At 65.0% G+C, this 25395-nt stretch carries 20 protein-coding genes, 2 pseudogenes and 1 other annotated feature; of the genes and pseudogenes, 13 read left to right on the forward strand and 9 right to left on the reverse strand.

Annotated features, from left to right (window positions below):
* The first annotated feature begins 275 nt into the window (after positions 1 to 275).
* On the forward strand, positions 276 to 2027 hold the full coding sequence (locus tag G6N59_RS30755; RefSeq protein ID WP_234884246.1) for a hypothetical protein: 1752 nt from the start codon (positions 276 to 278) through the stop codon (positions 2025 to 2027).
* Positions 2014 to 2421 carry a hypothetical protein gene (locus G6N59_RS29290; protein WP_138230743.1) on the forward strand — a complete coding sequence of 136 codons (408 nt, stop codon included), beginning with the start codon at positions 2014 to 2016 and terminating at the stop codon, positions 2419 to 2421. The genes G6N59_RS30755 and G6N59_RS29290 overlap by 14 nt, the downstream gene beginning before the upstream one ends.
* Before the next feature lie 273 nt (positions 2422 to 2694).
* On the opposite strand, the gene G6N59_RS29295 is transcribed toward G6N59_RS29290, so the two are convergent.
* Together G6N59_RS29295 and G6N59_RS29300 are read right to left on the reverse strand one after the other, a co-directional pair.
* Complete coding sequence (locus G6N59_RS29295; RefSeq protein ID WP_061000276.1) at positions 2695 to 3141, reverse strand: hypothetical protein; 447 nt, start codon at positions 3139 to 3141, stop codon at positions 2695 to 2697.
* 99 nt (positions 3142 to 3240) lie between these two features.
* Complete coding sequence (locus tag G6N59_RS29300; RefSeq protein WP_138230744.1) at positions 3241 to 4527, reverse strand: permease; 1287 nt, start codon at positions 4525 to 4527, stop codon at positions 3241 to 3243.
* Between the two features lie 157 nt (positions 4528 to 4684).
* Here G6N59_RS29300 and G6N59_RS29305 point away from each other — a divergent pair, with 157 nt between their 5' ends.
* Complete coding sequence (locus G6N59_RS29305) at positions 4685 to 6247, forward strand: multicopper oxidase family protein (RefSeq protein WP_061005148.1); 1563 nt, start codon at positions 4685 to 4687, stop codon at positions 6245 to 6247.
* Positions 6248 to 6333: 86 nt separating this feature from the next.
* On the opposite strand, the gene G6N59_RS29310 is transcribed toward G6N59_RS29305, so the two are convergent.
* From G6N59_RS29310 to G6N59_RS31725, 5 genes are all read right to left on the reverse strand, one after another.
* Positions 6334 to 6918, reverse strand: a complete 585-nt coding sequence (locus tag G6N59_RS29310; protein WP_061005146.1) for an MPT63 family protein — start codon at positions 6916 to 6918, stop codon at positions 6334 to 6336.
* A gap of 1054 nt (positions 6919 to 7972) precedes the next feature.
* The gene (locus G6N59_RS29315; RefSeq protein ID WP_061007243.1) at positions 7973 to 10252 is read right to left on the reverse strand and encodes a heavy metal translocating P-type ATPase; all 2280 of its coding nucleotides are present in this window, start codon (positions 10250 to 10252) and stop codon (positions 7973 to 7975) included.
* Positions 10253 to 10295: 43 nt separating this feature from the next.
* Entirely contained in the window at positions 10296 to 11246 is a 951-nt protein-coding gene (locus tag G6N59_RS29320; RefSeq protein ID WP_061007241.1) for a DUF8832 domain-containing protein, read from the reverse strand.
* Positions 11243 to 11452, reverse strand: a complete 210-nt coding sequence (locus G6N59_RS29325) for a heavy-metal-associated domain-containing protein (RefSeq protein WP_061007242.1) — start codon at positions 11450 to 11452, stop codon at positions 11243 to 11245. The genes G6N59_RS29320 and G6N59_RS29325 overlap by 4 nt, the downstream gene beginning before the upstream one ends.
* Before the next feature lie 235 nt (positions 11453 to 11687).
* Positions 11688 to 11822, reverse strand: a complete 135-nt coding sequence (locus tag G6N59_RS31725) for a hypothetical protein (protein ID WP_268815801.1) — start codon at positions 11820 to 11822, stop codon at positions 11688 to 11690.
* Positions 11823 to 12855: 1033 nt separating this feature from the next.
* Here G6N59_RS31725 and G6N59_RS29330 point away from each other — a divergent pair.
* Entirely contained in the window at positions 12856 to 13680 is an 825-nt protein-coding gene (locus G6N59_RS29330; RefSeq protein ID WP_061007240.1) for a response regulator transcription factor, read from the forward strand.
* Between the two features lie 2013 nt (positions 13681 to 15693).
* Here G6N59_RS29330 and G6N59_RS29335 read toward each other — a convergent pair.
* Entirely contained in the window at positions 15694 to 16455 is a 762-nt protein-coding gene (locus tag G6N59_RS29335; RefSeq protein WP_082762141.1) for a YoaK family protein, read from the reverse strand.
* A gap of 579 nt (positions 16456 to 17034) precedes the next feature.
* The gene (locus G6N59_RS29340) at positions 17035 to 17328 is read right to left on the reverse strand and encodes a hypothetical protein (RefSeq protein WP_138230745.1); all 294 of its coding nucleotides are present in this window, start codon (positions 17326 to 17328) and stop codon (positions 17035 to 17037) included.
* A gap of 821 nt (positions 17329 to 18149) precedes the next feature.
* Between G6N59_RS29340 and G6N59_RS29345 the strand changes: the two genes are divergently transcribed.
* The 9 genes and pseudogenes from G6N59_RS29345 to G6N59_RS29380 all read left to right on the forward strand — a co-directional run bounded on the left by G6N59_RS29345 (position 18150) and on the right by G6N59_RS29380 (position 25374).
* Positions 18150 to 18455 (forward strand): hypothetical protein, encoded by a 306-nt coding sequence (locus G6N59_RS29345; protein ID WP_138230746.1) that lies wholly within the window; start codon positions 18150 to 18152, stop codon positions 18453 to 18455.
* Positions 18456 to 18576: 121 nt separating this feature from the next.
* The gene (locus tag G6N59_RS29350) at positions 18577 to 19230 is read left to right on the forward strand and encodes a porin MspA (RefSeq protein WP_138230747.1); all 654 of its coding nucleotides are present in this window, start codon (positions 18577 to 18579) and stop codon (positions 19228 to 19230) included.
* Positions 19231 to 19273: 43 nt separating this feature from the next.
* Positions 19274 to 20155, forward strand: a pseudogene (locus tag G6N59_RS29355) (IS630 family transposase); the annotation flags it as partial.
* Positions 20156 to 20210: 55 nt separating this feature from the next.
* Positions 20211 to 21493 (forward strand): IS3 family transposase gene (locus G6N59_RS29360; RefSeq protein WP_138230748.1). Its coding sequence is split into 2 segments (ribosomal slippage): positions 20211 to 20484 and positions 20484 to 21493, totalling 1284 coding nucleotides; the frame shifts between segments, so codons are not numbered across the junction.
* Positions 20483 to 20614, forward strand: a sequence feature (AL1L pseudoknot). It overlaps the preceding gene by 132 nt.
* A gap of 23 nt (positions 21494 to 21516) precedes the next feature.
* Positions 21517 to 21702 (forward strand): annotated as a pseudogene (locus G6N59_RS29365) (IS630 family transposase); the annotation flags it as partial.
* Between the two features lie 138 nt (positions 21703 to 21840).
* Positions 21841 to 22254, forward strand: coding sequence for a phosphatase PAP2 family protein (locus G6N59_RS31985; RefSeq protein ID WP_406802934.1), 414 nt, complete (start codon positions 21841 to 21843; stop codon positions 22252 to 22254).
* Between the two features lie 242 nt (positions 22255 to 22496).
* Positions 22497 to 22901, forward strand: a complete 405-nt coding sequence (gene lpqS, locus G6N59_RS29370; protein ID WP_138230749.1) for a putative copper homeostasis (lipo)protein LpqS — start codon at positions 22497 to 22499, stop codon at positions 22899 to 22901.
* 101 nt (positions 22902 to 23002) lie between these two features.
* Positions 23003 to 24127, forward strand: a complete 1125-nt coding sequence (locus G6N59_RS29375) for a PLP-dependent cysteine synthase family protein (protein ID WP_407665931.1) — start codon at positions 23003 to 23005, stop codon at positions 24125 to 24127.
* Positions 24127 to 25374, forward strand: coding sequence for an MFS transporter (locus G6N59_RS29380; RefSeq protein ID WP_179970404.1), 1248 nt, complete (start codon positions 24127 to 24129; stop codon positions 25372 to 25374). Before G6N59_RS29375 ends, G6N59_RS29380 begins: the two co-directional genes overlap by 1 nt.
* Positions 25375 to 25395: the final 21 nt, after the last annotated feature.

Below are 25395 nucleotides of genomic sequence, written 5' to 3' on the forward strand. Positions count from 1 at the left end.
TGCTGTCTCGGTATGCAGACGATGTGTGGCGCTTCGATCACGGAATCTTCGAGGAAAGCGCGAAGATCACCAGCATCAACTTCAAGCTGGCCCCAAAATCCTTGCGAGAATGCGCAAAACGCTACGTGTGGGTGCTGGTCAACACCGACCCGCCGATGCAGCTCCGAAGGACCACGGCCACACGCCCATCGCTGTACACCATCAGGATGTGCTGGTATCCGTTCCGCACGTTCTTGAATTGGCTTCACAAACAACGTATTACAGCGTTCTGCGAAGTGACACCCGAGTTGCTCGATGACTATCTGGTCTACGTCGGCAGCACTCAGCCCAGCGTCGAGCAGATGCACCGATGCGTCGGCGAGGTCCGTCGACTCTGGGGATACCGCTCGGCACTACCGGAATCGATGCGGCTACCCGAGATGCCGCCCTGGGGCGGTGAATCGGCCGGCGCCCTTCTGGGCAATGCCCGCTCATACATGGAGAACCTCACGCCACGAATCAACGAGAACACGATGCAGGCACTACTACTGTGGGCACTGCGATTCGTCGAAGACTTTGCCGATGACATCATCGCCGCCCACGAGGAGTTCCTCTTCCTGCATGCACGCGGGCCGGACGTGACGCCCATTGCGGAGCAAGACAGGACCCGGCTGCCACAGGGTGGGGCGATCAAGATCGTCGCCGAATACGCCGAATCGCTTCGGCAAGAACAGGGATTGCTGCCGGGCAGGATCAACGAGCAAGGTGAGCGCGAAATCAACTTCCCTTATATCGGCCGGCTCATCGGTATCCCACGGCTGCCGGCGGCGTCCTACTCGACCGCCCGGTCGGTGTTAACCACCTCAGGCTTGCCGATCGATGATGACGCGTACCTGTCCACCCCGATCATCGCCACACTGCAGGGACGGCCCTGGCATCCTGGACGCTTCTCTTACAACCAGACCCGCCACCTGATCCGGCATCTGCACACCGCCTGCCTGATCGTGGTCGCCTACCTCTCCGGTGCTCGGCCCGCGGAGGTCTTGAACATTCGTCGTGGTTGCATCGAACGGGACGATGCCAACGACATGTATCTGATGTCAGGCGTCTATTTCAAGAACGCCGTCGACGAGCAAGGCAACAAAGTGCCCGCCGGCCTACAGCGGGCCGACCCGTGGGTGGTGGTGCAGCCGGTTGCCGACGCCATCCGGGTACTCGAACGCCTCCACGACGAAGAACTACTGTTCACCAATCGATTCGATCTGACACGCATCTACGCCCCGCGTCGATCGGGGGGACTAGCGCTAAACACTCAGGCAGCCACCGACAGTGTGCACCGATTCATCGATTTCGTTGACCGGCTGTGTGCCCACCACCACATCGATCCCATTCCGCCGGACCCGCACGGCCAGCTGACCATCAGCCGATTTCGCCGCACACTGGCATGGTTCATCCGCCGCCGACCTCGCGGGCTGGTCGCCGCGTCGATCCAATACGGTCACGTACACACACGGATGATTCAGGGCTACGCCGGCGCCTACGACTCAGGTTTCCCTGACGAGCTGGCCTTCGAGGATTTCCTGGCCAGGTTGGAACAATTCGCCGACGACGAGCAGGCCCTGAGCGATGGGGAACACGTATCCGGACCAGCCTCACAAACCTACCGCCAGCGTCTGAGCGCAGCCAACGGCCGCTTCGCCGGCTACACCCTGACCAGCAAGAGGCAAACCCGCGACTTGCTGTCCAATCCATTGCTGCAGATCTACCACGGCGAGGGAATGACCTGCGTATTCGACGCGACCAAAGCGGCCTGCCAGCTGCGAGGAGCCCGCGACGATCCGCTCGTGACACCCGACATCGACGACTGCCGGCCCAGCTGCCGCAACATTGCTCGGACCGATCGCAACATGGCCACAGTCCGCCAACACCGGGACCGGCTTGCAACAACAGTGTTGGACCGAGCCGCCCCACCACTACGGCACCAACGCGAACAACGAGAACTCGATCGGATCGAGACAATCATCAAGGACCACGATGACGGCCACTGAAACAGACCCGGTACGCAAAAAGATCGTAGCGGCCATGGACCGCTTGATGGCCGGCAAACCGCTGCGATCAACCGGTCGGCTCAACGTATCCCAGTTGGCCGTCGAGGCCGGTGTTGCGCGATGGCACCTCACCCATCAGCACGTTGATCTCAAAGAGATGTTCCAAGCGCACGTCCGCAACGAAGGCACGACGCCGGCCCCGTACCGGGGCACCGCCGACGCGTTCGATGATCTGCAACAAGCACATCGAGCGCTACAAGCACACTGCGCCGAGTTGGAGCGGAAAATCACGTTGTACGCCAACGTTATTCAACTCCTTGCCGCGGAGCGGGCGACGAAGCTGCAGGGGCGGCCTGTGACCGATATTGCTTCGCGCCGGATGACGCCACGCTAAACGGTCGCGAGGTGTAGCCAGCACAGCATAACCGCGCGCCACAAACACCACCGGTAGCCAACGACGCCCCGTGCTCGGCGCGGGGCGCGACGGCAGCATGGCGCCGCGCCGCCTTATATCGGAAAGGGCGCACGGATCCAAAGGGCTCAATACCACGGTGGCGGAACTGAAATCGACGGTCGAACGGCTCGATCGCCCAGCTCGACCGGGCCCACGGAACGCCGGCCGTGAACATCCCGTTGCAGAGAGACGCAGTGGATCGAGAGGTCGTTGTTAGTGGTCGTGGCCGGCGAGCACGAGGGTGTCTGTCAGAGTGCCGTCCACGAAGTAGGCGCGGCAGTCGTATCGGTCGTGCAGGCTGCCTCCGACTTCGTTGGGAGCGTCTACTGCGACCGTCACGCTCCACACCGTGATGCGGGAGTGATCGATGCCGCTGAGGGGACCTTGCGTGAGGGTGAACAGGTCTTTGGCGTCCGGGTCGAGAGGGCTGGTGGCCACGTCGGTGTTCGACAGCGTAGCGGCCGCCGGTGCGACGAGCCGGTTGCGGACCTCAGCGTCGCACCGGTCTTGCGCGGTACGCTCGATCGAGTTGACAGGCCCCGAAGCGCGCGTGTTGAGGACGATCACCACTGCCACCGCCAACGCGACCAGGATCACCACCGCCGCCATCAACCCGATGCGTGTGCGGCTGCGGCGTGGCCGCCGCGGGGTTGTGTTCATCGTCGCGCTCTCCACATCCTTGTCGGTCAACTCACCAGCGGGCCGACTGGCCTGCCTCCGATCGGCCGGAATCGGTACCAGCACAGTCAGGTTGGATTTTCAGTGATGGCCGAGGTCGTCATGATCTTCATCGTCGCTCTCTCGATGGTAGTGATGAACGTGGTCATGGTTGGCGGGCAAACCTGGCTGGTGGTGATCGTGACTGGTATGGCCTTCATGACCGTGGCCGCCGTCGTGCCCCGCGTCGGGTGAGCCGCCCATCATGCGCAGCATCGGGATGCCGCCGGTGCGGACGAAGCGCAACACCAGACCCGCGGCGAGCAGCAGGAAGACGATGTTGAGCCACGTGGTGTAGTTCCAGGAGATGCCGCTCTCCATCACCATGGCGTTGCGCTGCGTGGGAATGAGACCCGTTGCACCGAAAAGCAATTCGACGAGGTAACCCGCCGCGACCATCGAGACGTAGAACGTGGCCAGCAGCGTCAGCATCATCCGGGTGCCGTAGTACTTCCGGTAGATGTTGAGGATCGGCAGGATCAGCAGGTCGGCAAAGATGAACGCGACCACGCCGCCGAAGCTGATACCGCCGTTCCACAGCACCGCCGCCAGGGGCACGTTCCCGATGGAGCAGACGAACGACACGATCGCCACGACGGGCCCGACGATCGGCCCCCAGATCGCCGACCACGTCGGATCGTCGGCGAGAAAGAAGTTCTCCCAGAACGCATTTGGCACCCACGCGGCGATGGCACCGGCGATGAGCAGACCGATTATCAGGTCGCGCAGGATCGCCGCCCACTCCATGACGAACACATGCGAGACCGACGTGAGGCCAGGTCCCGAGAACAGGCGCCTGACGAACGAGCCCTCGCCCTGCACCGACATGTCCATGGCCGCATGCCCTTCCATCGAGCCCGCGATGCCCTGGTCTGCCTGCACGCGGGCCTCGTCGATGAGGCGGCTGCGCACGAACAAGCGGAACAGCACCGCCAGCACGACGATCATGATCGGGCCGCCGACGAATTCGGCGGCGGTGAACTGCCAGCCCATCAGCAGCGCCAGGATGATGCCGAGTTCGACGACGAGGTTGGTGGAGCCGATCTCGAATGCCATGGCCGCGGTGAAGTTGGCGCCTTTGCGAAACAGCGAGCGCGCCAACGCCACTGCCGCGTACGAGCACGACGACGATGCCGCGCCGAGTCCCGCGGCCACGGCGAGGGTCTTGGGCTTGTCGTCGCCGAGGAGGCGGACGATGGTCGATTTCCGGACGACGGCCTGCACCACCGCCGACAGCGCGAACCCGAGGATCAGCGCCCAGAGAATCTCCCACGTCATCGAACCGGCCAGGGCCAGTGCATGACCGATCGCCCCCATCATCGTGCTCATATCGAAGTCCTTCCGTGGTCGGAAATCGGGTCGCCATGCGCCTGGCCAATATACCCCATTGGGGTATATTGGCCAGTGTGTTCTTTGACTCCGCTGGTCGGGCCTTCGACGGTGGCCGGCGTGACTGATGTGCTGGATACAGGAGAGAAGGATCGCAATGGGACCGTCCCCGCTAAACGTGCAATTGGGCCGCCGCGGCTTCCTGGCCGCCACTATCGCGGGTGGGTTCGCGCTCGCCGGCTGCAGTAGCCGGCCACCAGCCCCGCCCGCCGCGCCTAGTGGCGGGTTGTCTGCCGCGATCGCCGCGGCGGAGGCGGCGCGGCCGCATACGGGCCGCGCCGTCACCGCGGCGTTGACCCCGCAGGCGGCCACCGTGGACCTGGGCGGCCCCACGCTGCGCACGCTGACCTACGGCGCCACCATCCCGGCTCCGGTGATCCGAGCCAACGTGGGCGATGAGCTTGCGGTCACCGTGACCAACCGGCTCGATCACCCCACGTCGGTGCACTGGCACGGCATCGCGCTGCGCAACGACATGGATGGTGCACCGCCGGCCACCCCGAACATCGATGCTGGCAAGGAGTTCACTTACCGGTTCTCGGTACCACATTCGGGCACCTACTGGGCTCATCCGCACGTTGAACTCGACGCCGACTACGGACTGTATGTCCCAGTGATCGTCGACGACCCGCGCGAGGCGGGCGGCTACGACGCCGAATGGATTGTCGTGCTGGATGACTGGACTGACGGCATCGGGAAGACGCCGCAGCAGATTTTCGATGAGCTGCGCAAGAACGGCATGGGCGGCATGCCCGGTATGGGGGATATGCCGGGTATGGGCGATATGCCGGGCATGGGAGGTACTCCGAGCGCCGGTGGCATGGCGCCGATGGGCGGGATGTACACCAGCGCGTTGCTCGGTGGGGACGCGGGCGACGTGAACTACCCCTACTACCTGATTAACGGGCGTATCCCGGGTGCGCCGACCACGTTCACCGCTAAACCCGGCCAGCGGATCCGCCTGCGCATCATCAACGCCGGGTCGGACACGGCGTTTCGGGTGGCGCTGGCCGGGCACACGATGACGGTCACGCACACCGACGGTTTTGCGGTGATCCCGACCGAGGTGGACGCCCTGCTGGTGGGGATGGGCGAACGCTACGACGTCCTGGTCACCGCCGCCGACGGCGTCTTTCCGCTGGTGGCGCTGGCTGAAGGCAAAAACGCGGTGGCGCGTGCCCTGCTGTCCACGGGCACGGGAAGCCCGCCCGATCCCGGCTTTCAGCCGACCGAGCTGACCAAGCGGGTCGGTACGGTCGCGATGTTCACCGCCACCGCGCCGGTCGACCTTGGCGCACGCACCCCCGACGTCAACCTGGAAGCGGTGTTGGCGGGCGACATGATGCAATACAACTGGACCATCAACGGCGCCGCATTCGACAAAACCCAGCCGCTGCAGATCAACCAGGGCCAGCGCGCCGTGCTGACCTTTACCAACAACACCGAGATGTGGCACCCCATGCATCTGCACGGCCACACATTCCAGATCATCAAACCTGACGGCAGCCTCGGCGCTCGTAAAGACACCGCGGTCGTGCTGCCCAAGCAGAAGCTCGCGGTCGCGCTGGTCGCCGACAATCCGGGTGTGTGGATGATGCACTGCCACAACACCTATCACCAGGCCGCCGGGATGATGACCAGTCTCAACTACCGGCCCTGACGGCCGGGCCGCCGTCGTTCTGCGGGTGACCGTAGCCCGGTCGCCGGCAGAACGGACGGCTGGCACGTTCCGATTCGCAGTGACGGTCAGCGCCGCTCGGGACAGCCGGGGCAGCCGGCGTCGCAGCACGGGCAGTCATCCATCGGCATGGACATCGTCATGGGCTTGGACATCATCGGCGCCATGGCCGCCATGTTGCACCACATCATCGCCGGCTTCGGGCCACCGGCGTTGTACGCCACGGCCATCGGATCGGGCCCGGTGACATCGAAATAGATTTTGCCCGTTGCCGATTGGCCCTCGGACAGGGTGGCGGCGGAGATACCGGCCGGGGTGGCCAACTGCCACAGGACCGGGTACTGCGTGTGCCCGGCACCCATCGCGCCGAAGTTGGGGATCACCGGTGTCACCGCACCGGCCGCAGCGCGCACCGTCACCGTCGCTTCCCACAACCGCCCGGCCAGCGGGTAGCCCGGAGCGGCATCGCTACTCGGGCGGAGGTCGGTCAATGTCCACTCGGCGGTCGCCGCCCCACCGGCATCGGTCAACTGTTGCTGTGACCCAAGCTGGTGCGGACATTTCATCGCCGCGGCGGCAAGCGGCGCCCCCATCGTCATCAGCGCAAACAGCGCCACCGCCGCCATGATCAGCCGCCGGACCGCACGCACCATAGCCATTCACCTTTCCTCAAACCTACGTAGATACTACGTACACTAGCACCAGGTGCCGCGCGGGCGGGCGAATACCCGCGACGTACTTGCGCTGACGCCACCTTGGTCCGCGATGCGACGACGTCAGCGTGAAGTTCGCGTGAAGCTCCTTTGAACCCGACAGCTTTTCGCGCACGGTGAGCTTCGGGGCGGCCAGCGCCGTCGGTTCGTCGGCACTGTCACGATAGTGCCGCCCCGGTGATGACGTGCGGGGCGGTACGCCGAGGTACTCACCTTGACACCCTCCAGGTAGCAGCCAGTCCCGAGGGATCATCCACGGCCCACCGCAGGGCGCCCTATGCCACCTCCACGTTGCCGGTGCGGCGCTTTGTGCGTGCCGGTCGGGCGTGGTTCATAACCGTTTCATCTTCATCCAGGCGGTGATGGCGCGCCGGATGACTCCACCGCGCTCGTTGAGGTTGTGCTTGTCGTGGCGGTAGCCACGATGAGGGCCGGGCCGAGGCCGACCGGCACCGCTGGTCGCACCGAGGTGACTGATCGGATCGGGAACATCGACCGATCACCGGTCTGACTGGATCGGGTGAACCGTGGTGCTGAACCCGGAGTATCTTCGAGCGGGGGAACCCTGCAGCGCCGCGGGTCTCATGGGCGGTCGGGACGAATCCCTATGCAAGGCCACGTGTTAACGCACGAGTATCCGTCCATGGGGCAAGGTGTGGCTTCGTGCGGTTTCGGGCTACCACGACTTCACTGGTTGCCCGAACACGGGGACTGCGCGGTGTCAAGGGTGTGACGACGACCGACCACCGTCGTCAATGTCGACGCCAGAGTCGGTCTCGGTGTCATTCGTTGTGGGTCCCGCGTCCGATTGCGGACCTTTAGAGTGCCCGCCGGCCGCGCGCACACCCTGGTCTCCGGCATCAAGGAGATTCCTTGTACCTCTGAGGTTTTCGGCCGCTTGGTTGATCTCGGGGGTGGCCCCGCTGCAGCAGCAGACGGGCGGGGTGGGACCGGGCATGGTGTTTCCTTCGGGGCGTTGGGATGGGTGCACGGGTTAGCGGCCGGTGCCTGTCGAGATGCTCGTGAAGCCGCGCAGTCTCAGGCTGTTGCCGACGACGAACACGCTGGAGAACGCCATGGCGGCGCCGGCGAGCATGGGGTTGAGCATGCCGAGCGCCGCTACCGGGATCGCTGCCACGTTGTAGGCGAACGCCCAGAACAGGTTGATCTTGATGGTCGACAATGTCTTGCGGGACAACCTGATTGCATCCACGGCGCTGAGCAGATCACCGCGCACCAGGGTGATGTCGGACGCCTCGATCGCGACGTCAGTCCCGGTGCCCATCGCCAGTCCCAGGTCAGCCTGCGCGAGCGCGGGCGCGTCGTTGACGCCGTCGCCGACCATCGCGACGATCTTGCCCCGGGCTTGCAGCCGGGCCACCACGTCGACCTTGTCTTCTGGCAGTACTTCGGCGATCACCTCGTCGATACCGACCTCGGACGCGATCTGGCGGGCCACGGCCTCGTTGTCACCGGTCAGCAGCACCGGCGTCAACCCGAGCTCACGCAATCGCGAAACCGCCTCGGCGCTGGTCGGTTTGACGGTGTCGGCGATCACCAGAGCACCCCGCGCGGCGCCGTCCCACCCGACGGCAACGACGGTCTTGCCCTGGCCCTCGGCACGGGACTTGGCTTGTGCCACCTCAGAACTCAGGTGCTGCGACCAATCGGCCAGCAGCGCCTCGCGTCCGATGACGACAGCGCGGCCGTCGATGATGCCCTGGACACCTCTGCCCTCGATGTTGGCGAAACCTTCCGCGGTGGGCAGGGTTCCGGTCTCCTCGGCAGCTGCCTTGGCGATGGCCGCAGCGATGGGGTGCTCGGAAGCGTTCTCCAAAGCGCCGGCCAGGCGCAGCAACTGGGCGCGGTCAACGCCGGGCTCGGTCAGCACATCGACCAGCGTCATCTTGCCGGTCGTCACTGTTCCGGTCTTGTCCAGCACGACGGTGTCGACCGTGCGGGTGGACTCCAGCACTTCGGGGCCTTTGATCAGGATGCCCAGCTGGGCGCCGCGGCCGGTACCCACCAACAACGCCGTCGGTGTCGCCAGCCCCAGGGCGCAGGGGCACGCGATCACCAGCACCGCGACTGCTGCGGTGAACGCGGCCGCGGCCGGGAACCCGGCTCCCAGCCACGCACCCAGGGCGATGACCGCGATGGCGATGACGATGGGCACGAACACCCCTGAGACCCGGTCGGCCAGGCGTTGCACCTCGGCCTTGCCGGTTTGGGCGTCCTCGACCAGCTTGGCCATTTGCGCCAGTTGTGTGTCGGAGCCGACGCGGGTGGTTCGGACGACCAGTCGCCCGCCGGCGTTGACGGTTGCGCCGGTGACGGCGTCACCCTCGCCGACCTCGACCGGTACCGATTCACCGGTCAGCATCGAGGCATCCACGGCCGAGCTGCCCGACACCACGACGCCGTCGGTGGCGATCTTCTCGCCCGGCCGCACGACGAACTCGTCGCCGACCACCAGCTCGCCGACCGGGATCTTCGTCTCAATGCCGTTGCGCAGCACCGATACTTCTTTGGCGCCGAGCTCCAACAGGGCCCGCAGGGCCGCGCCGGCCTGGCGCTTGGACCGCTTTTCGAAATAGCGTCCGGCCAGGATGAACATCGTGACGCCGGCCGCGACTTCGAGGTAGATGTTGGCGGCTCCGTCGGAGGGCTGCAGGGTCAGCTCGAACGGGTGCTTCATGCCCGGGGTTCCCGCGGTTCCGAAGAACAGCGCATACAGCGACCACAGGAATGCACTGAGTGTGCCCATGGAGATCAGCGTGTCCATGGTGGCGGTGCCGTGGCGGAGGTTGGCCCACGCGGCTTTGTGGAACGGCCATGCGGCCCACACGATGACCGGCGCAGCCAACGTCAGTGAGGCCCACTGCCAGTTGGTGAACTGCAGCGCCGGAACCATCGCCACCGCAATGACCGGTACGGCCAGCACGATTGATCCGATGAGCCGGTTGCGCAGCGACATCAGCTCAGGGTCTTCATCGCGGTCTTGGTGCTCTTCGTGCTCGTCCTCTCGGGGCCGTCGCACAGTGGCTGTATAGCCGGTCTTTTCGACCGCCTCGACGAGCTGTGCAGGGTCGTATCCGTCGGGCACGCTGACGGTTGCCTTCTCCGTGGCGTAGTTGACGGTGGCTTCGACGCCCTCGAGCTTGTTCAAGTTGCGTTCGATCCGGTTTGCGCAGGAGGCGCAGGTCATTCCGCTGATCTGCAATTCGACATGGGTACCAGTTGTCGACGTGGAGGTAGACGTGGAGACAGTCATGGTGCCGCTCCTCTCAATGATTCGATGGGCGTTGATGTTTCGATCAGTGCGTACCGGCATGACTGTCGTCTCGCTGGCCGCCGGCGGGCTGGCTGCCATCGCCAGACTGTGCGTCTACGACGAACGTAGCCGTGCGCACCGTTCCGTCGATCTGAAAATCCAGGTACAGCAAGTACTTTCCGGGAGTCGGGGCTTCGGCTGCGAACGAGATCGTAGGTCCACCGGTTTGCCCCGGCGTGGGTTCACTGCCTTCGGGGTGCACGTGCAGGTAGGCCAAGTCGCCGCCGCGCAGCGCCACGAGGTGGCCGAACGCACCCAGATAGGGCTGCAGGTTGGTGACGGGTGTCCCGTTACGCGACACGGTCGCAGCGAGATTGCGGGTGGCACCGGCAACCAGATCGCCCGCGAGGGTCACGGTGTACCCCGCCACCTGGTCGACGGTCCGCGCAATGCCCGGATCCACGGGGGTGAACGCTCCCGCGACCTCCACCGAGCGGGTCAAGGTCAGCTTCGGTGCAGCGGGTGCGTCGGCCGGCTGGAAGTCGGTGAACACGCGGTATGTGCCAGCGGCCCGCCACCGCCAGGGAATCGACCATGTTCCCGTCGCTGCGTCCAGCGTCGGGTGAACGTGCCGGAATTGGCTGCCGTCGGCCCGCACCACGATCAGGTGTAGGTCACGATCGTGGGTGGTGGCGAATGTGGTCAGCGGCGTCCCGCTCGCGGTGTGAATCCGGAATCGCAGAACCCCGTCGACGTCAACGGCGCCCGGTGCGCTCACCTCCGACAGCAGGTATCCGTTCTGGCTCAGGGACAGGCCGGGCAACTCCGGTGCAGCCGCGTCGGGCCGGTGCGTGCCATGGCCCGGCGCCTGGCTTTCCTGTTGCCACGCGTGAACAGCACTGCCAGGGACAACCGCGTTCGACACGGCGAACGCGCCGCCGAACGCCACCACCAATCCGGCGCCGTACGCCGCCAGCCGTCCCGCAGCGTTCATGAGACCCGCACGGCCGCATACCCGGCTTCACTGACCGCGGACACGACGTCATCGACATCGATGTCGGCCCCGGTGACTGCGAGGCGTCCCGTCTGGGCACTGACCTCGATTCCGCTCACGCCGGGCACCCGGCCCACCTCTTCGCGAACCGACATTTCGCAGTGCCCGCAGGTCATCCCGCTCACTTCGAATTCGATGGTCGTCATGGTGCACACTCCTTCTTGTTGCGACTGCGACATGAATACCCACCTGGGGTACGCCCACCAATGCACACGTCGAATGTATACCCCGCTGGGGTATGTGGCAAGGCGTGTTCCTCCTACTGAACATGCCGAGCGGATGCCTACCACCACGGCGTATACCGCCTAGCGGGTATTCGCGCAGGCGTCGTTGGATCGGCCTCGCATCGATGCTCACGCAACCGCCCGATGCGCCTCCGTCTTACCCGGTATGGGTATACGGAAGGATGTGAGTGACCGCCATGGCGGCGCGGGCGGTGAGATCGGCGATCGCTCGCAGCCGATCGGACGCCCAGGCGTTGATCTGCTGGACGGCATGCCTGAGTACCACCGTCACTGGCGCCGCCGGGCAGCGCGTCGCACATGCGGCGCCGCACTCACAGCGCGACAGTTTTCGGGCCTGTACCGATGCTTGCCGGTGCGCTCGCGAGCGCAGCACCCCATGGCGCGTCGATCATCCCGGGGTGAGGTCGCCGTGGTGTCGGCGATCTCACACTCGCCAGCGGGGTCCCAAACGCGTCCCCACGCATGCCAACTCAACCCCTGGTAGCTCGGGATTGATCTGATCAGCTCCGTTCCATCACGGCCACCTCGACGCCGACCGATTGTCGAAACCCCTATCGCTCTTGCCCTCCTCGACTTGCCCGGCGCCACACCCAGCTCGATCGCAGCCGGCGGTTGCTTTGCCGGCACGGCAGCAATCTATGTATCTGCTTAGTAAGAACACACTTGCGGCCGATCCGGTGATACCAAGAAACGTAGTACGTACGTAGATGATTCAAGCGGGAAGGGCAGGAGCAATGCGTAGAGGTGGATCGACAATCCTCGCGGCCGCAGCGATTTTCGGCATGATGACCATGGTTGCACCCAGCGCCTCGGCCAGTCACACGTCGTCACATCAGTCGCGATCTGATCAACATTCGGCGAGCAATGTCCGTGGACCTGCGATGAGGGCGACCCCGGGCACCCGAAGCCTGGAAACCCATGGCACCCAGGTTCCTGGGGCCGTGTGGCCGGCCAGCCGGGGGTCGACTCTGCAGTTGTGGCTCGCCAGCAGGCAACCGCATGCGCATGCGCCGAAAGTCGATTCAACCGTCCGTCAAAGCCGTTGACGATTGACGGCCGCGACGACAATCGTTTGCACCGTGATATCCCAAGCCGGATACGGAGAACCCGCTCGGTCGTCGGTTGGCCCCAGTCCGCATGCGTCGATACCCGTGGCGTACCTGATACTGGCGGTCGATCTTGCGATGAGCAATGCCCAATCCGACTGCATGGCACAACCTTTCGCGCAAGCGTAAAGGTCCATCAACATTTGAACTTAGCATGAACGGGGTGACAATGTTCTGTGCGACCAACAAGATAAGACAATGATTGCGACCTCGGTGCCACTACGAGAGCGTTACGACGATGCTGTGGGACTTGGCCAGCCCACGCCCGGGGAGAGGGGCGCCGGGTCGATGATCAGGGTGCTGTTGGTCGATGGGGAGCCGTCGCTGGCGAACCGGGTGAAGATGGCCCTGCACTACGAGGGGTGGGTCGTCGAGATTGCGCACAATGTCCGGGATGCGGTAGCCAAGGTCGCCGAGATGGAACCGGACGTGTTGGTGCTCGATGTCAGATTGCCCGGAGCCGACGGCTGGCAGCTCCTGCAGCGGATTCGCGAGACGCGGCGGTACACGCCCACCTTGGTTCTAGCGGACCGGGATTCGGTGACATGCCGGATGTCGGGAGCGGTCGGTGGTGCTGACGATTACATGTCCAAACCTTTCAGCTCAGAGGAGCTTGTGGCGCGGCTGCGCGGGTTGCTGCGCCGCGCCAGTCAGCTGGCGCCGGTGGCCGACGAAATGCTCACCGTCGGTGACCTGGAACTCAATAGCGTCAGCCGGGAAGTGACCCGTGCTGGTGAGCCGATCTCCTTGACTGTCACCGAGTTCGAGCTCTTGCGATATCTGATGCGCAATCCTTGTCGGGCGATCAGGCGCAATGAGATTGTCGACCGGGTGTGGAGCTATGGCTTCGGCGGCAAGCCCACAATCGTGGACCTGTACATCTCGTATCTGCGCAAGAAGATCGACACCGGACGCGAACCGACGATCCACACGGTCCGCGGTGTGGGGTACATGCTGCGGCCGGCGGTGCGCAGGGCTGAGACCTACGACGTGCGCGTCGGCACATCGCATGCTCCCTGGTAACGGCCCGGACGGCGCTGCGCGTGGCGGGCCGAACTCATTGGGTCCCCTGAGGCGTTAGGGCCATCGTATGACCGGTTGCCGATCATGCGTGGCGACCCATTTTCCAGTCGAAGCCGGCGTTGTCGGCGTGAGCGTATTCACACAGCAGCGTCCGGGTTCCTGTTCGAAGCCGTGCTCACCCAGAGCTCACCGCGCGGTGGACACCCGGCGCGCGCCACGGGTGACCTCGCGTTGCAGTGTTGGCGAAACCCTAAACGCACGACGCGCTCCGTGGCCGCTGAGGCGCGACAGGCGACATCGCACGTGTAGTCCGACGGCTCAAGGGCGGTTTCACAACACGCTATCGGGGTAGGCCCATCGGACCGTCCCCAGCAGAATGGAGCACACCAATGAGCACTTCATGCACGATCCTCGAAACCCATCCGCGCAGGGCCCCCGACAATCTCACGGCAGTTCTGGCGCAATGCCTCGATGCGTGCAGGGATTGCGCACAATCGTGCACCCAGTGCGCCGATGCGTGCCTCAGCGAGCCGTCGGTCGATCAGCTTGCTGTGTGTATCGCCGTCAACCTCGACTGCGCCGACGTGTGCGCTGTCACTGCGAACGTCAACGCGCGCCTGACCGGATTCGACTCGGAGTTGGCCAAAGCAATGCTCGCAGGCTGTGCGGTTGCCTGCCGGGTGTGCGGCGCTGAGTGCGAACGCCATGCAGCGCACCACCAGCACTGCAAAGCCTGTGCTGACCAATGTCGAGATTGTGAACAGGCATGTCGCGACCTCATCGCCGCACTGGGCTGATCGCAGCGCAAAGCTGCATGTCCCTGCGAATCCCGTTGCCACGACGTCCCATCGATTCTGTACGTTGACAATACGAAGGGCGCTGGAACGCCGACCGCAGGCGGGAGTCGGAGCTCGGTAGCGGCTCTTATCCGCGCCCCGCGCCGTTAATCGACGCGCCCTTGCGGCGCCCGGGCCGGGCGCCCTTGCGGCGCCCGGGCCGTTGGACCCACCACGCGGGCACCGACCACTGGCCTATGTCGTACGGCAGTATGTGGTGTCCCATGGCGGCGGGATTAGGGACTTTTGGCACTGGGTCCTCTTCGGAGTTGGCGCGACGCTGGTTGTAGCGGCAACGACAGGAGAACTACCGTGAAAACCCTATTCCGCCTGATGCTTTCATCTGGCGCCGCAGCCACGCTCGGCGCTGCGATCGCGCTCACTGCTCCATCGGCAGTGGCACAGCCACAGGAATGCCTGGAACCGTCCACCGGCGTTCACGAATGCACCTCGCCGGGCCACGCGCAGATCCACGTCCCGCCGCCGGCGCCGCCCAACAATCCCAACATTGGACCTGGCGGTGGACCTCCGCATTTGCCGTGGATAGGCTAGCGGGCGTGTCAACTCGTCGCCCCAGTGGCGGCGGCAGGGGCGGGGTGATTTCCTGACACTCACGAAATCGGCACTACCCCTGGGGTTTACCCCGCTTTTGTGGACATCGTTGGGCGCGGTTAAGCGGCCTGGTTAAGCGATGTGAGAGCTGTCTGTCGACGGTTATCGGACTGACCATGCCGTGGCCGTTTTCCGGTGTTCTCGATCCCGTCGCTGACACCGAGAATCGACTTACAGCGTTGCAACGTATGCCGTTGGTAGTGCTTGGTTTCAGTGTCGATCAGAACGATTCTTGTCGTGCATTGTCACACTGGTGCGTCGGAGCGATAGCCCGATTCGAGATGAAGGTCGAGCGATCGACATGATTGGCGATGGTGACTGCGAGGTTGTTGCCGATGTTCGCCCGGGATCACCTGGGCGGGAATGGATTCGCCGCACGCCCGTACCTTTGCCGGGTGGATGCGTGCCAGCGGACTGTTGCAATGGCGGTGCGAGACACACGGCGATGCCGTCGGCGTAGCCGCACGTTTCAGCTCACTGGTGTCGAGGATGGTGTGATGACGCTGTCCTGCACCATATTCCACCAGGTGGCACCCTTCGGCCGTGTCGGGACTTCTCCGGCGGCTTACCCCACGCGGGCGATCCCGCGTGAACCTGTGGGCGATGGCGGCGAAGGGAAGGCTGGGTCGGTGGGCTTGGCCTCGGCGGCCACCGCAGCCGCTCGGGTGCTACGTCGACGGTCCTGCAGCACCAGGGCCGCGGCAATAGTCAGACACGCCAGGGCGGGAGGAATCAGCGCGTGGTCACCGATCCGGTTTCCGACCAGCACGCCCACTGCCGCACCGCCGACGAACAGTACCCCCGTGGCGGTCAGCACAGCGGCTTTCCACCTGTCCAGTCCATGACGGGAGCTGCGACCCACCAGTAGCCCGAGGTCGGTGATCGTTCCAGTAAAGTGCGTGGTGCGCACCGGCATCCCAGGAAAATTGGACGTCATCGCGTTTTGTAGTCCGCACGCGGCCGCGGCGAGTGCGGCCCTGGCGATCGGGTGCTCCACGCCCGCGGCGGCGACAAGCAAACCAGCCTCGGCCATCAAGATCACGGCGTGACGTGGGCCTACAACTGCGCTCCCGGCAGCGAGCACCTGACCCGCTGCCGTCGCGCCCAGGAAAAATCCGAACACGATCGCGGCAATCATGCGGCCCTGGTACATCAGCGGATACGTGCTGTGCATGCCCGCTTGCGTGGTCAATGCGGTGAGGTTGCCGACCGGAAACGCCCACACCAACAATGCCACCGAATTGATAAATCCGGCAATGCCGGCGAGCACGGCACAATACGCGAGCCGTGACGCCGACGAGACTGGAACGGTTGCCGTTGCGGCCATTTCACGCTGCCCTGTCACGTCGGTGTGACGGCCGTCGACAGGGTGCGCGGCCATTGACCTACGCACAAGCCGGTGTGCATTTCGAGTCCGCTTGGCTTGGTCACGAGCGCAGGACTAGGCGGCGAAACGCCCACCTCGTCAACGCCGGCGAATGTCTGCTCAATTGCTCGCTTCACATCCGCACCCTTTGTGGTGTGCGTGGAGTCATGTGGTACGCGTGGAGCAACGTGCTCCCCCTTCCGAGGTTGTGACTGACGTATGACGCCTGCATGCGGTCGCCGATTCGTGACGCCGAAACCCCGACCCCGGATCGGTCCTAGCGCGCGTTGCACCGCGCGGCCGGGCACCGCGCACCCACCGCCGGTGGGCCCGGCAGGGAGCCGGTACGGGACGGCGGCTGCGCCCTCGCCGCAGGCATCGAAACGAATCGGGTTTCGTTGACCGACTGCTGTTTTGGACCAGCCCCGGCCACATGTGCTGGCCAACAATGCCCACCCCGGGCCTCTGGCGCCCCCAGCAAAACTATGAAGCCACCGTCGATCTAGAAGGCGGCCGTGCCTGCCCGACGACAGGAGATCCTCAGCACGCCACGAACGGTACGCACAGATGCGGCGGCGGAGCCAGCGGAACGAACCCGTGACCGCCGCCACCATGCCCCGGCCCGCCATACCCCGGTCCACCGTGGCCGTGTCCACCATGGCCGTGTCCACCCCCGTGCGGCCGGTTGAAGCCGTAGTCGACGCTCGGGCCGGACCCCGGTGCCGCCAGCGCTGCAGCGGGGACCACACCGGCGCCCAGTGCGAGTCCGCCGGCGACGGCAACGGCGCCGATCAGCACACGAGTCGGACGAGGCACCTTTCGGTTTCGGATCATGTCGGGTCTTCCTTTCAGAGAATTCCACATGGGCGGCCGCCACATTGCGGCTGCACACCCCGTTTGTGCTCCAGACCGCTGCGCGCTCCGAAATCATCGGTAGCCCAGTGGGATACGCACATCGCGAGCAACGGCCTTGGCCTGACCGGTGCGGCTGGGTCGGCGCACCGGTACACGCACTGTTCATCGTTGAACCTCAGTACGTAGTTGTCACGTAGTTCATAGGGAACTCTAAAGGGGCCTGGATGCAGCGCGGGCAGGCCGCGGGTGAAGCGGACGCGCTAACACACCAATTACCAACACTTTTGACAGGTTGTCGCCGCCTTCGCGGTGTTGCGACGTGGCTGCGCCGATCTTGGTATGAATCCTCTATGCGTCCGTTCATCGCGATTGACGCGTGCAACACCGCAAAATACGGTCTAACTCAGTAACTGGATCACTGCACTTCTCTAATCCGTTACGAAGCAACCATATTGCGGCTGACAACGGATACATCCGCCGGGCCGCGATCTACCGGGAGGCAAACGCCGTCACCATCCAACGCATGTTCATGAACGCTCAACACGGGTCGCTCGGGTGGTCCCGCCCGCGGACACCACGGTCGGCACTGGCGGACGCGATCCGGCCACACCGTCTGCGCGTTCGTGGCCATAGGCGACCGAAGTCCGCGGTCAGCGAATCCTCCTGCGCTGGAGGCTAATACACACATCTGCCATTCAGGTGACGGGTATTCAGACCTGGTTCACCGACAGGCATTCCTACATCAGCAGCATGTCGCCGCATGGCGGCGCAGAGTCCGGCAGTCAAGGAGCAGACACATCATGAGAAGAACTGCAGGCATGTTCGCGCTCGGCGCGGCAAGTGTGGCCACCGTGCTCGTGCTGGGAACCGGAGCCGCCGCAGCGTCCCCGCCGTCGCACGGCTCGGCGAGCGAGACGATTGACCGGCTCCAATCGGAAGGCAACCGCGTCATCGTCAGCAAGGTCGGTGATGGCCCGATGGAACACTGCGCGGTCACCTCGGTGTCGCGGGTCAAAGCCACCCCCAACCTCAGGCCTACCCGCGGCGCGTACCCGCCGCGGGCAACGGTCTACGTCAGGTTGGATTGCGGCCCCGCGGCGGCCTAGGACAAAACTCGGCGCCGGCGCCGCAGTCGGGGAAGCACCGACGGCCTCTCGAATCCGGTCGACGTCGCTCGTCGCCAGCAGCGGTGCGCAGTTCGATCAAACCAAGGCCCAGAAGGAGACCATGAAGGCTTTCAGTCGGCTGCTGGTGGTGACCGGCGCGACGGTGTCGTCGCTATTGCTGGGCGCGGGCGCGTCCCATGCGAGCCTCGATAATGAGCAGAGTCTGGCCGACGGCCAGGATCGGACGTTGACGGTGCAGCAGTGGGACACCTTCCTCAATGGGGTGTTTCCGATGGACCACAACCGGTTGACACGTGAGTGGTTCCATTCGGGTCGGGCCAAGTACAGCTGCGCCGGTAAGGCCTGCGACGAGTTCGCCGGGACCTTGGAATTGGGTTATCAGATCGGCTTTCCGTGGTCGTTGGGTGTGGGTATCAACTTCGCCTACACCACGCCGAACATCCTGCTCGACAACGTGACGCCGGAGACTTTCTTTCCTGGTATCGGCATCGGTAACCGTTGGGGTGGCGTCATCACGCCGAACCTGTTCCCGGGCGCGTCGATCTCCGCGGACCTGGGCAACGGTCCGGGTGTCCAGGAGGTGGCGACGTTCTCGGTGGACGTGTCCGGCCCGGCCGGCGGGGTGGCCGTGGCCAACGCCCACGGCACCGTGACTGGTGCAGCTGGTGGTGTGATGGTTCGTCCGTTCGCCCGACTCATAGCAAAGACCGGCGACTCGGTGACCACGTACGGTGAGCCCTGGAACATGAACTAGTGTCGCGCGTCATTAATTAGTTTACAGTGTGCGATGATGGTGTATGCCGTCATCTGCGTTGGTGATCAGTGATGAGGATCGTGCGACATTGCAGTCGTGGACACGGTCCTCGACGATGCCTGCCGGCCATGTTGAGCGGGCCCGGATCGTGTTGGCCGTGGGCGATGGTGCGGGCACGTCGGGAGCGGCCCGACTGGTGGGGGTGTCGCGGCCGACGGTGATCAAGTGGCGGGATCGGTTCGCCGCGTTAGGCATTGACGGTCTGGACGATGAACCCCGTAGTGGTCGACCTAAGACTGTCGATGACGCGGCGATCCTGGCGGCCACACTCGATCCGCCGCCGGATTCGTTGGCGGTGACGCACTGGTCGAGTCGTCTGCTGGGTAAGTACCTCGGCGTCGGGGATGCCACCGTGGCCCGGGCGTGGCGACGCTACGGGGTCAAACCGTGGCGCCGCCAGACGTTCAAGTTTTCCACCGACCCCGAACTGGAAGCCAAAGTTCGTGACGTCGTCGGGCTGTATCTGAACCCGCCCGAGAAAGCGATCGTTTTGTGCGTAGACGAAAAATCGCAGATTCAGGCACTGAACCGGACCCAACCGATCCTGCCGATGCGCCCGGGTCTGCCAGAGAAGGCCACACACGACTACCAGCGCAACGGCACCGCGACCCTGTTCGCGGCACTGGAGATCGCGACCGGGAAAGTGACCGACCGCTGCTATGAACGTCACGGCAAAGCCGAGTTCCTCGACTTCCTCAAGACCGTGGCCCGGGCGTATCCGAGGCGCCGGCTACATGTGGTGTGCGACAACTACCACACCCACAAGCATGCGGACATCAACGCGTGGCTAGCCAAGAATCCGCGTGTGACACTGCATTTCACCCCGACATCAGGTTCCTGGCTGAACATGGTCGAAGTGTTCTTCTTGAACCGCCCCAGGTTTGATGCCGCTGCTGTTTGAGTCCGGAAGGATGAACAGCATGCCCAAGAAGATCGATCCTGCGTTGCGTGACCGTGCGGTGCGGTTGGTGACCGAACATCAGCAGGAGTACTCGTCGTTGACCGCGGCCTCCGAGGCGGTCGCGCGTCAACTCGGCGTGGGCAAGGAATCGGTGCGTCGTTGGGTGGTCCAAGCCCAGATTGATGGCGGACAACGCCCGGGTGTAACCAGCGAAGAAAACGACGAAATCAAACGCCTGAAGGCTGAAAACCGAAGGCTCCGTGAGGATGTCGCGATTCTGAAAGCAGCAACAACTTTCTTCGCGGGGGAACTCGACCCCCGCAACCGTTGATCGCCGCGTTCATCGACGATCAACGCGCCGCCGGGCACGCGGTCGAGTCGATCTGCCGGGTCCTGCACGAGCAGGGCTGCCAGATCGCCGCGCGCACCTACCGGTCCTGGAAGCAACCGGGCCGTATCGTAGCGGCCCGCACCATCACCGACGCCCAGGTCATCGACGCTATCCACGAGGTCGCCTGGTCGACTAACGCGGCCGGGCAGAAGGTCCTGGCGCCCGAGGGGCTCTACGGGCGGCGCAAAATGACCGCCCTCATCCGCCGTACCGCCGTGGCGGACGCATCCGCCGGGTCAGTGGACCGCGCCATGCGCACATTGGGTTTACAGGGCATCCGCCGGTCCAAGAAGGTGCGAACCACCATCGCGGACGCCGGCGGCTCTCGGGCACCGGATCTGCTCAACCGCAACTTCTGTGCCGATGCCCCGAACCGGGTGTGGGTCACCGACTTCACCTACGTGCGCAGCTGGGCCGGATTCGTCTACGTGGCGTTCATCGTGGACGTGTTCGCCCAGCGGATCGTGGCCTGGCACGCCTCCACGTCCAAGGCCACAGATCTGGTCATGACCCCATTACGCATGGCGGTATGGCAACGCGACCACGAAGGCCACCCCACCACGGCCGGCGCACTGATCCATCACAGCGACGCGGGCAGCCAGTACACCTCAATCAAATTCACCGAACACCTTGAACTGGAAGGGATTTCACCATCAATCGGCAGCGCGGGAGACGCCTATGACAATGCGTTGATGGAAACCATCAACGGCCTGTACAAGACCGAATGCATCCGCACTACCGTGTTCCAGCCGGGCCCGTTCCGCACCGTCGCCGACGTCGAGTACGCGACAGCGGCCTGGGTCGAGTGGTACAACAACCGGCGGCTGCACTCAACCCTGGGCATGGTCACCCCAGTCGAGTACGAGCAAGCCCACTACGACGCCCTCAACCGAGAGCGTCAACCCGTATAGCAGCGGCAGAGAACCTGGGGCGGTTCATCTCGATCATCACCCGCCAAGCGATCCGCCGGGGATCGTTCGACAGCGTCAAAGAACTCATCGCAGCCATCGGCGCATTCATCGACGGTTGGAACCAACGTTGCCACCCATTCGTGTGGACCAAGACCGCCGACGAAATCCTGCCCCACGCCCGTAAAACAAATTCAGACGCGCGACACTAGGTAGACGCGAGATGGCCTCGAACCCACAGGCGGCGCTGCGAGCCGTCAGCGATCGCGTTAACGGAGGTCCCGGATGAGCCCTCAGGGAGTTCGCTCGGCCCACGCCGTGGCCACAAGGCCTGCTGACGGGCTGAGCCAATGCCGGCGGCGTGGTCTTTGTGGCCCTGCTGGTTGCGGCACGGTGCTCGCCCGCACAGCCGACGGTCCGGCGCCGATGGTGACAGTCCTGTGGGCCCCGCTCGGTGGACACGCGGCGCTGGTGGTCTACCGCCCGATCGCAGTCAGCATCAACGAAACCCGTCCGCGCAACGCGTGCCACGACATCACGGTCTTGCGTTGCGCCTCCGGCGGCGCGTTACCCACAGTCCGCGCCTGTGGCGCATCGACCGGTGGCTCACCCTCCTCGCCACAGTCGCAGCGATCGGCATGGCCGTCGCGCGTGTCTGCGTCGCCGCACACTATCCGCATGCCGTGCCGGCCGGCCTGGCGCGGGGCGTGATCAGCATTTTGGGATTGCGTTGTAGCACGCCCACGTCGCGGCAGCGCCGGTGAACCCTCTGTCCAGCGGTCAGCCTTCCCTAGGAGCCGGGGAAGGCTGACCGCCCGAGGCCTGTATCCCAGCGCACATCGCCGGGCGCGATGCGCGCTGGGATACAGATCCGCGCGCCGACCCGGACTAGCTCAGTAGCTCAGTGCCACAACAGATTTGAATGTTCTTTGAACTCGGTAACGTTTCGTATTTTGGTGATCTGCGGCACAGCCACGGCCATCGATCTGCCGGTACAGTCGCGAACGTGACTTCCCCGACGACGCGACGGCATGCAATCGCCGCGCTGCTCGTCACCGTTATCGCGCTCGCGATCGGCATTCAGCTGGGTGCTCGCCATGTCGACCCACCCCACGCCCATCCTGCTCAAGCGTCGATCACGGCAAGCCCGCTGGCGCCATCGACGATGGTTGAGCAGCACCCCCACCTTCGGGACGTGGTGACTGCATTAGCGCCAGACATGGAAGCCACCGCCGGACTACCGCGGGCCAACTCCACTCTCCTGGAACTCGGTGTTGCCGTATTGCTGCGCACCGCGTTGATGTGCTGGCGTGCGCACCGGCTGGCCGCCGGCCGCGGCCCGCCCGAACCTGATGTCCTCGTTGAGAACGGCCGAAGGTTGTTAACTCGCCTGTGCATTTCTCGACGCTGATCGGCTAGCGCAGACCGCCCGCGTCGTGTGGCCGGTCGGTGTCCGCCGCCAATTCTTCTCCTCCGCGCCACGCGGCGGAATCAGTGAAAAGTGATGCACCCATGAATAGTTCAACCAATCTTGTCCTGCCCAGAAAGTCCACCAACTCCCACTCGGTAGCCCGGCCGTGCCGGCTGGCCCGCTACGACCGGCCCGGCACCATGGTCGGCGGCACCCCGGTGCTGCGGATCACCGCCCCGTTCACCACCGACAACCGCGGCTTCTGGGCCAAGCTCGAAGGCGTCAACCCCGGCGGCATGAAAGACCGGCCCGCCATGTACATGGTCGAACGCGGCCGGGCCCGCGGCGACCTGCTGCCCGGCGCCCGGATCGTCGAATCCACCAGCGGCACACTCGGACTCGGTCTGGCCCTGGCCGGCACCGTGTACGGGCACCCGGTCACGCTGGTGACCGATCCCGGCATGGAACCGATGATGCACCGGATGCTGGCCGCATACGGCGCCGACATCGACCTGGTCACCGAACCGCACCCGACCGGCGGCTGGCAGCAGGCCCGCCGCGACCGGGTCGCCCAGATCCTGGCCGGTGACCCCACCGCCTGGTACCCCGACCAGTACAACAACCCCGACAACGTCGACGCGTACCGCGACCTCGCCCTCGAATTGCAGTCGCAACTGGGCACCGTCGACATCCTGGTGTGCTCGGTCGGCACCGGCGGGCATTCGGCAGGCGTGGCAAAAGTGTTGCGCGAGTTCAATCCCGACCTCAAGTTGATCGGCGTCGACACCATCGGGTCGACCATCTTCGGCCAGCCCGCGCAGAGCCGGCTGATGCGTGGCCTGGGGTCGAGCATCTACCCCGACAACGTCGACTACGCCGCGTTCTCCGAGGTGCACTGGGTGGCACCCGCCGAGGCGGTGTGGGCGTGCCGGGCCCTGGCCTCGACCAGCTACGCCAGCAGCGGCTGGAGCGGCGGCGCGGTGGCGCTGGTCGCCGGTTGGGCGGCGCGTCACCACGACGCGGACACCACCATCGCCGCGATCTTTCCCGATGGGCCGCAACGGTATTTCGACACCGTCTACAACGACGACTACTGCCGACAGCACAACCTCCTCGGCATCGAGCCGCCCGCCGAGCCCGCGGTGATCGCGGACCACGCTGAGCGCGTGGTGGATTCGTGGACCCGCTGCACGACGGTGCGCAGGCCCGACGCGGCATCGCTGTGATGCCGGTGCTCACCCAGTTCCGCAGCTTCGGCTGGCCCAGCCGGGTGCTGATGCTCAACCAGTTCGGCATCAACCTCGGCTTCTACATGCTGATGCCGTATCTGGCCGGGTACCTGGCCGGCCCGCTCGGCCTGGCCGGCTGGGCTGTCGGGCTGGTGCTCGGGGTACGGAACTTCTCGCAGCAGGGCATGTTCATCGTCGGCGGGACGCTGGCCGACCGGCTGGGATACAAGCCGCTGATCGTGGCGGGCTGTCTGTTGCGCACGGCCGCGTTCGGGCTGCTGGCGGTCGCACAGTCCCTGCCGGCGCTGCTGATCGCCTCGGCGGCAACCGGTTTCGCGGGGGCGCTGTTCAACCCGGCGGTGCGGGCCTACCTGGCCGCGGACTCGGGCGAGCGCCGGGTGGCGGCGTTCACGGTGTTCAACGTCTTCTATCAGGGCGGCATCCTGGCCGGCCCGCTCGTGGGCCTGGCCCTGATGGCGCTGGACTTCCGGGTGACGGCGGGCATGGCGGCGGTGGTGTTTGCAGTCCTGACCATCGCGCAGCTGTTCGCGCTGCCGAAGGACCACGCCGATCATGCTGTCACCGAACGGGTCTCGATCCTGCACGACTGGCGCACCGTGCTCGCCAACCGCCCGTTCCTGCTGTTCGCGGCGTCGATGGTGGGCACCTACGTGGTGACGTTCCAGGTGTACCTGGCGCTGCCGCTACACGCCGCGGTGCTGTCGCCGCACCATGAATCGGCCATCGTGGCAGCAGTTTTCGCGGTATCGGGGCTGGTCGCCATCGGTGGACAGATCCGCATCACGGCCTGGTTCACGGCACGCTACGGCCGCGCCCAGTCGCTGACCATCGGCGTGCTGGTGCTCGCGGCGGCGTTCGTCCCGCTCATCGTGGTGCCCGATGACCGGTGGGGGCAACCGGCCGCGGTGGCCGCGCTGTTGCTGACGGCCGCGCTGCTGGCCGTCGGCTCGGCCGCGGTCTATCCGTTCGAGATGGACACCGTGGTGTCGCTGGCGGGCGACCGGCTGGTCGCGACGTATTACGGCTTCTACAACACCATCGTCGGCGTCGGCATCCTGGTGGGAAATCTCGCCACGGGTGCGCTGATGGAGACGGCGCGCCATGCCGGCCGGCCGGAACTGGTCTGGGTGTCGCTCACGGCGATCAGCCTGCTGGTCGCGCTGGCCCTGTACCGGCTGCACAAGACCGGACGATTGGCCCTGCAGGCCGTCGGCGCCCACTGACTGTGAGGGTGGTCCTTGTTT

The sequence above is a fragment of the Mycolicibacterium aubagnense genome (genome assembly GCF_010730955.1).
GTDB classification, from domain to species: Bacteria; Actinomycetota; Actinomycetes; order Mycobacteriales; family Mycobacteriaceae; genus Mycobacterium; species Mycobacterium aubagnense.

What these genes read in the sequence shown, in the direction of transcription:
- G6N59_RS29340 (WP_138230745.1), bottom strand. Translation starts at nt 17,328, where the DNA reads ATGATCCGAAACCGAAAGGTGCCTCGTCCGACTCGTGTGCTGATCGGC.
- G6N59_RS29375 (WP_407665931.1), top strand. Translation starts at nt 23,003, where the DNA reads ATGAATAGTTCAACCAATCTTGTCCTGCCCAGAAAGTCCACCAACTCC.
- G6N59_RS29380 (WP_179970404.1), top strand. Translation starts at nt 24,127, where the DNA reads ATGCCGGTGCTCACCCAGTTCCGCAGCTTCGGCTGGCCCAGCCGGGTG.
- G6N59_RS29325 (WP_061007242.1), bottom strand. Translation starts at nt 11,452, where the DNA reads ATGACGACCATCGAATTCGAAGTGAGCGGGATGACCTGCGGGCACTGC.
- G6N59_RS29300 (WP_138230744.1), bottom strand. Translation starts at nt 4,527, where the DNA reads ATGAGCACGATGATGGGGGCGATCGGTCATGCACTGGCCCTGGCCGGT.
- G6N59_RS29350 (WP_138230747.1), top strand. Translation starts at nt 18,577, where the DNA reads ATGAAGGCTTTCAGTCGGCTGCTGGTGGTGACCGGCGCGACGGTGTCG.
- G6N59_RS29345 (WP_138230746.1), top strand. Translation starts at nt 18,150, where the DNA reads ATGAGAAGAACTGCAGGCATGTTCGCGCTCGGCGCGGCAAGTGTGGCC.
- G6N59_RS31985 (WP_406802934.1), top strand. Translation starts at nt 21,841, where the DNA reads ATGCCGGCGGCGTGGTCTTTGTGGCCCTGCTGGTTGCGGCACGGTGCT.
- G6N59_RS29330 (WP_061007240.1), top strand. Translation starts at nt 12,856, where the DNA reads ATGATTGCGACCTCGGTGCCACTACGAGAGCGTTACGACGATGCTGTG.
- G6N59_RS29310 (WP_061005146.1), bottom strand. Translation starts at nt 6,918, where the DNA reads ATGGTGCGTGCGGTCCGGCGGCTGATCATGGCGGCGGTGGCGCTGTTT.
- G6N59_RS29295 (WP_061000276.1), bottom strand. Translation starts at nt 3,141, where the DNA reads ATGAACACAACCCCGCGGCGGCCACGCCGCAGCCGCACACGCATCGGG.
- G6N59_RS29320 (WP_061007241.1), bottom strand. Translation starts at nt 11,246, where the DNA reads ATGAACGCTGCGGGACGGCTGGCGGCGTACGGCGCCGGATTGGTGGTG.
- G6N59_RS29335 (WP_082762141.1), bottom strand. Translation starts at nt 16,455, where the DNA reads ATGGCCGCAACGGCAACCGTTCCAGTCTCGTCGGCGTCACGGCTCGCG.
- G6N59_RS29305 (WP_061005148.1), top strand. Translation starts at nt 4,685, where the DNA reads ATGGGACCGTCCCCGCTAAACGTGCAATTGGGCCGCCGCGGCTTCCTG.
- G6N59_RS29315 (WP_061007243.1), bottom strand. Translation starts at nt 10,252, where the DNA reads ATGACTGTCTCCACGTCTACCTCCACGTCGACAACTGGTACCCATGTC.
- G6N59_RS29290 (WP_138230743.1), top strand. Translation starts at nt 2,014, where the DNA reads ATGACGGCCACTGAAACAGACCCGGTACGCAAAAAGATCGTAGCGGCC.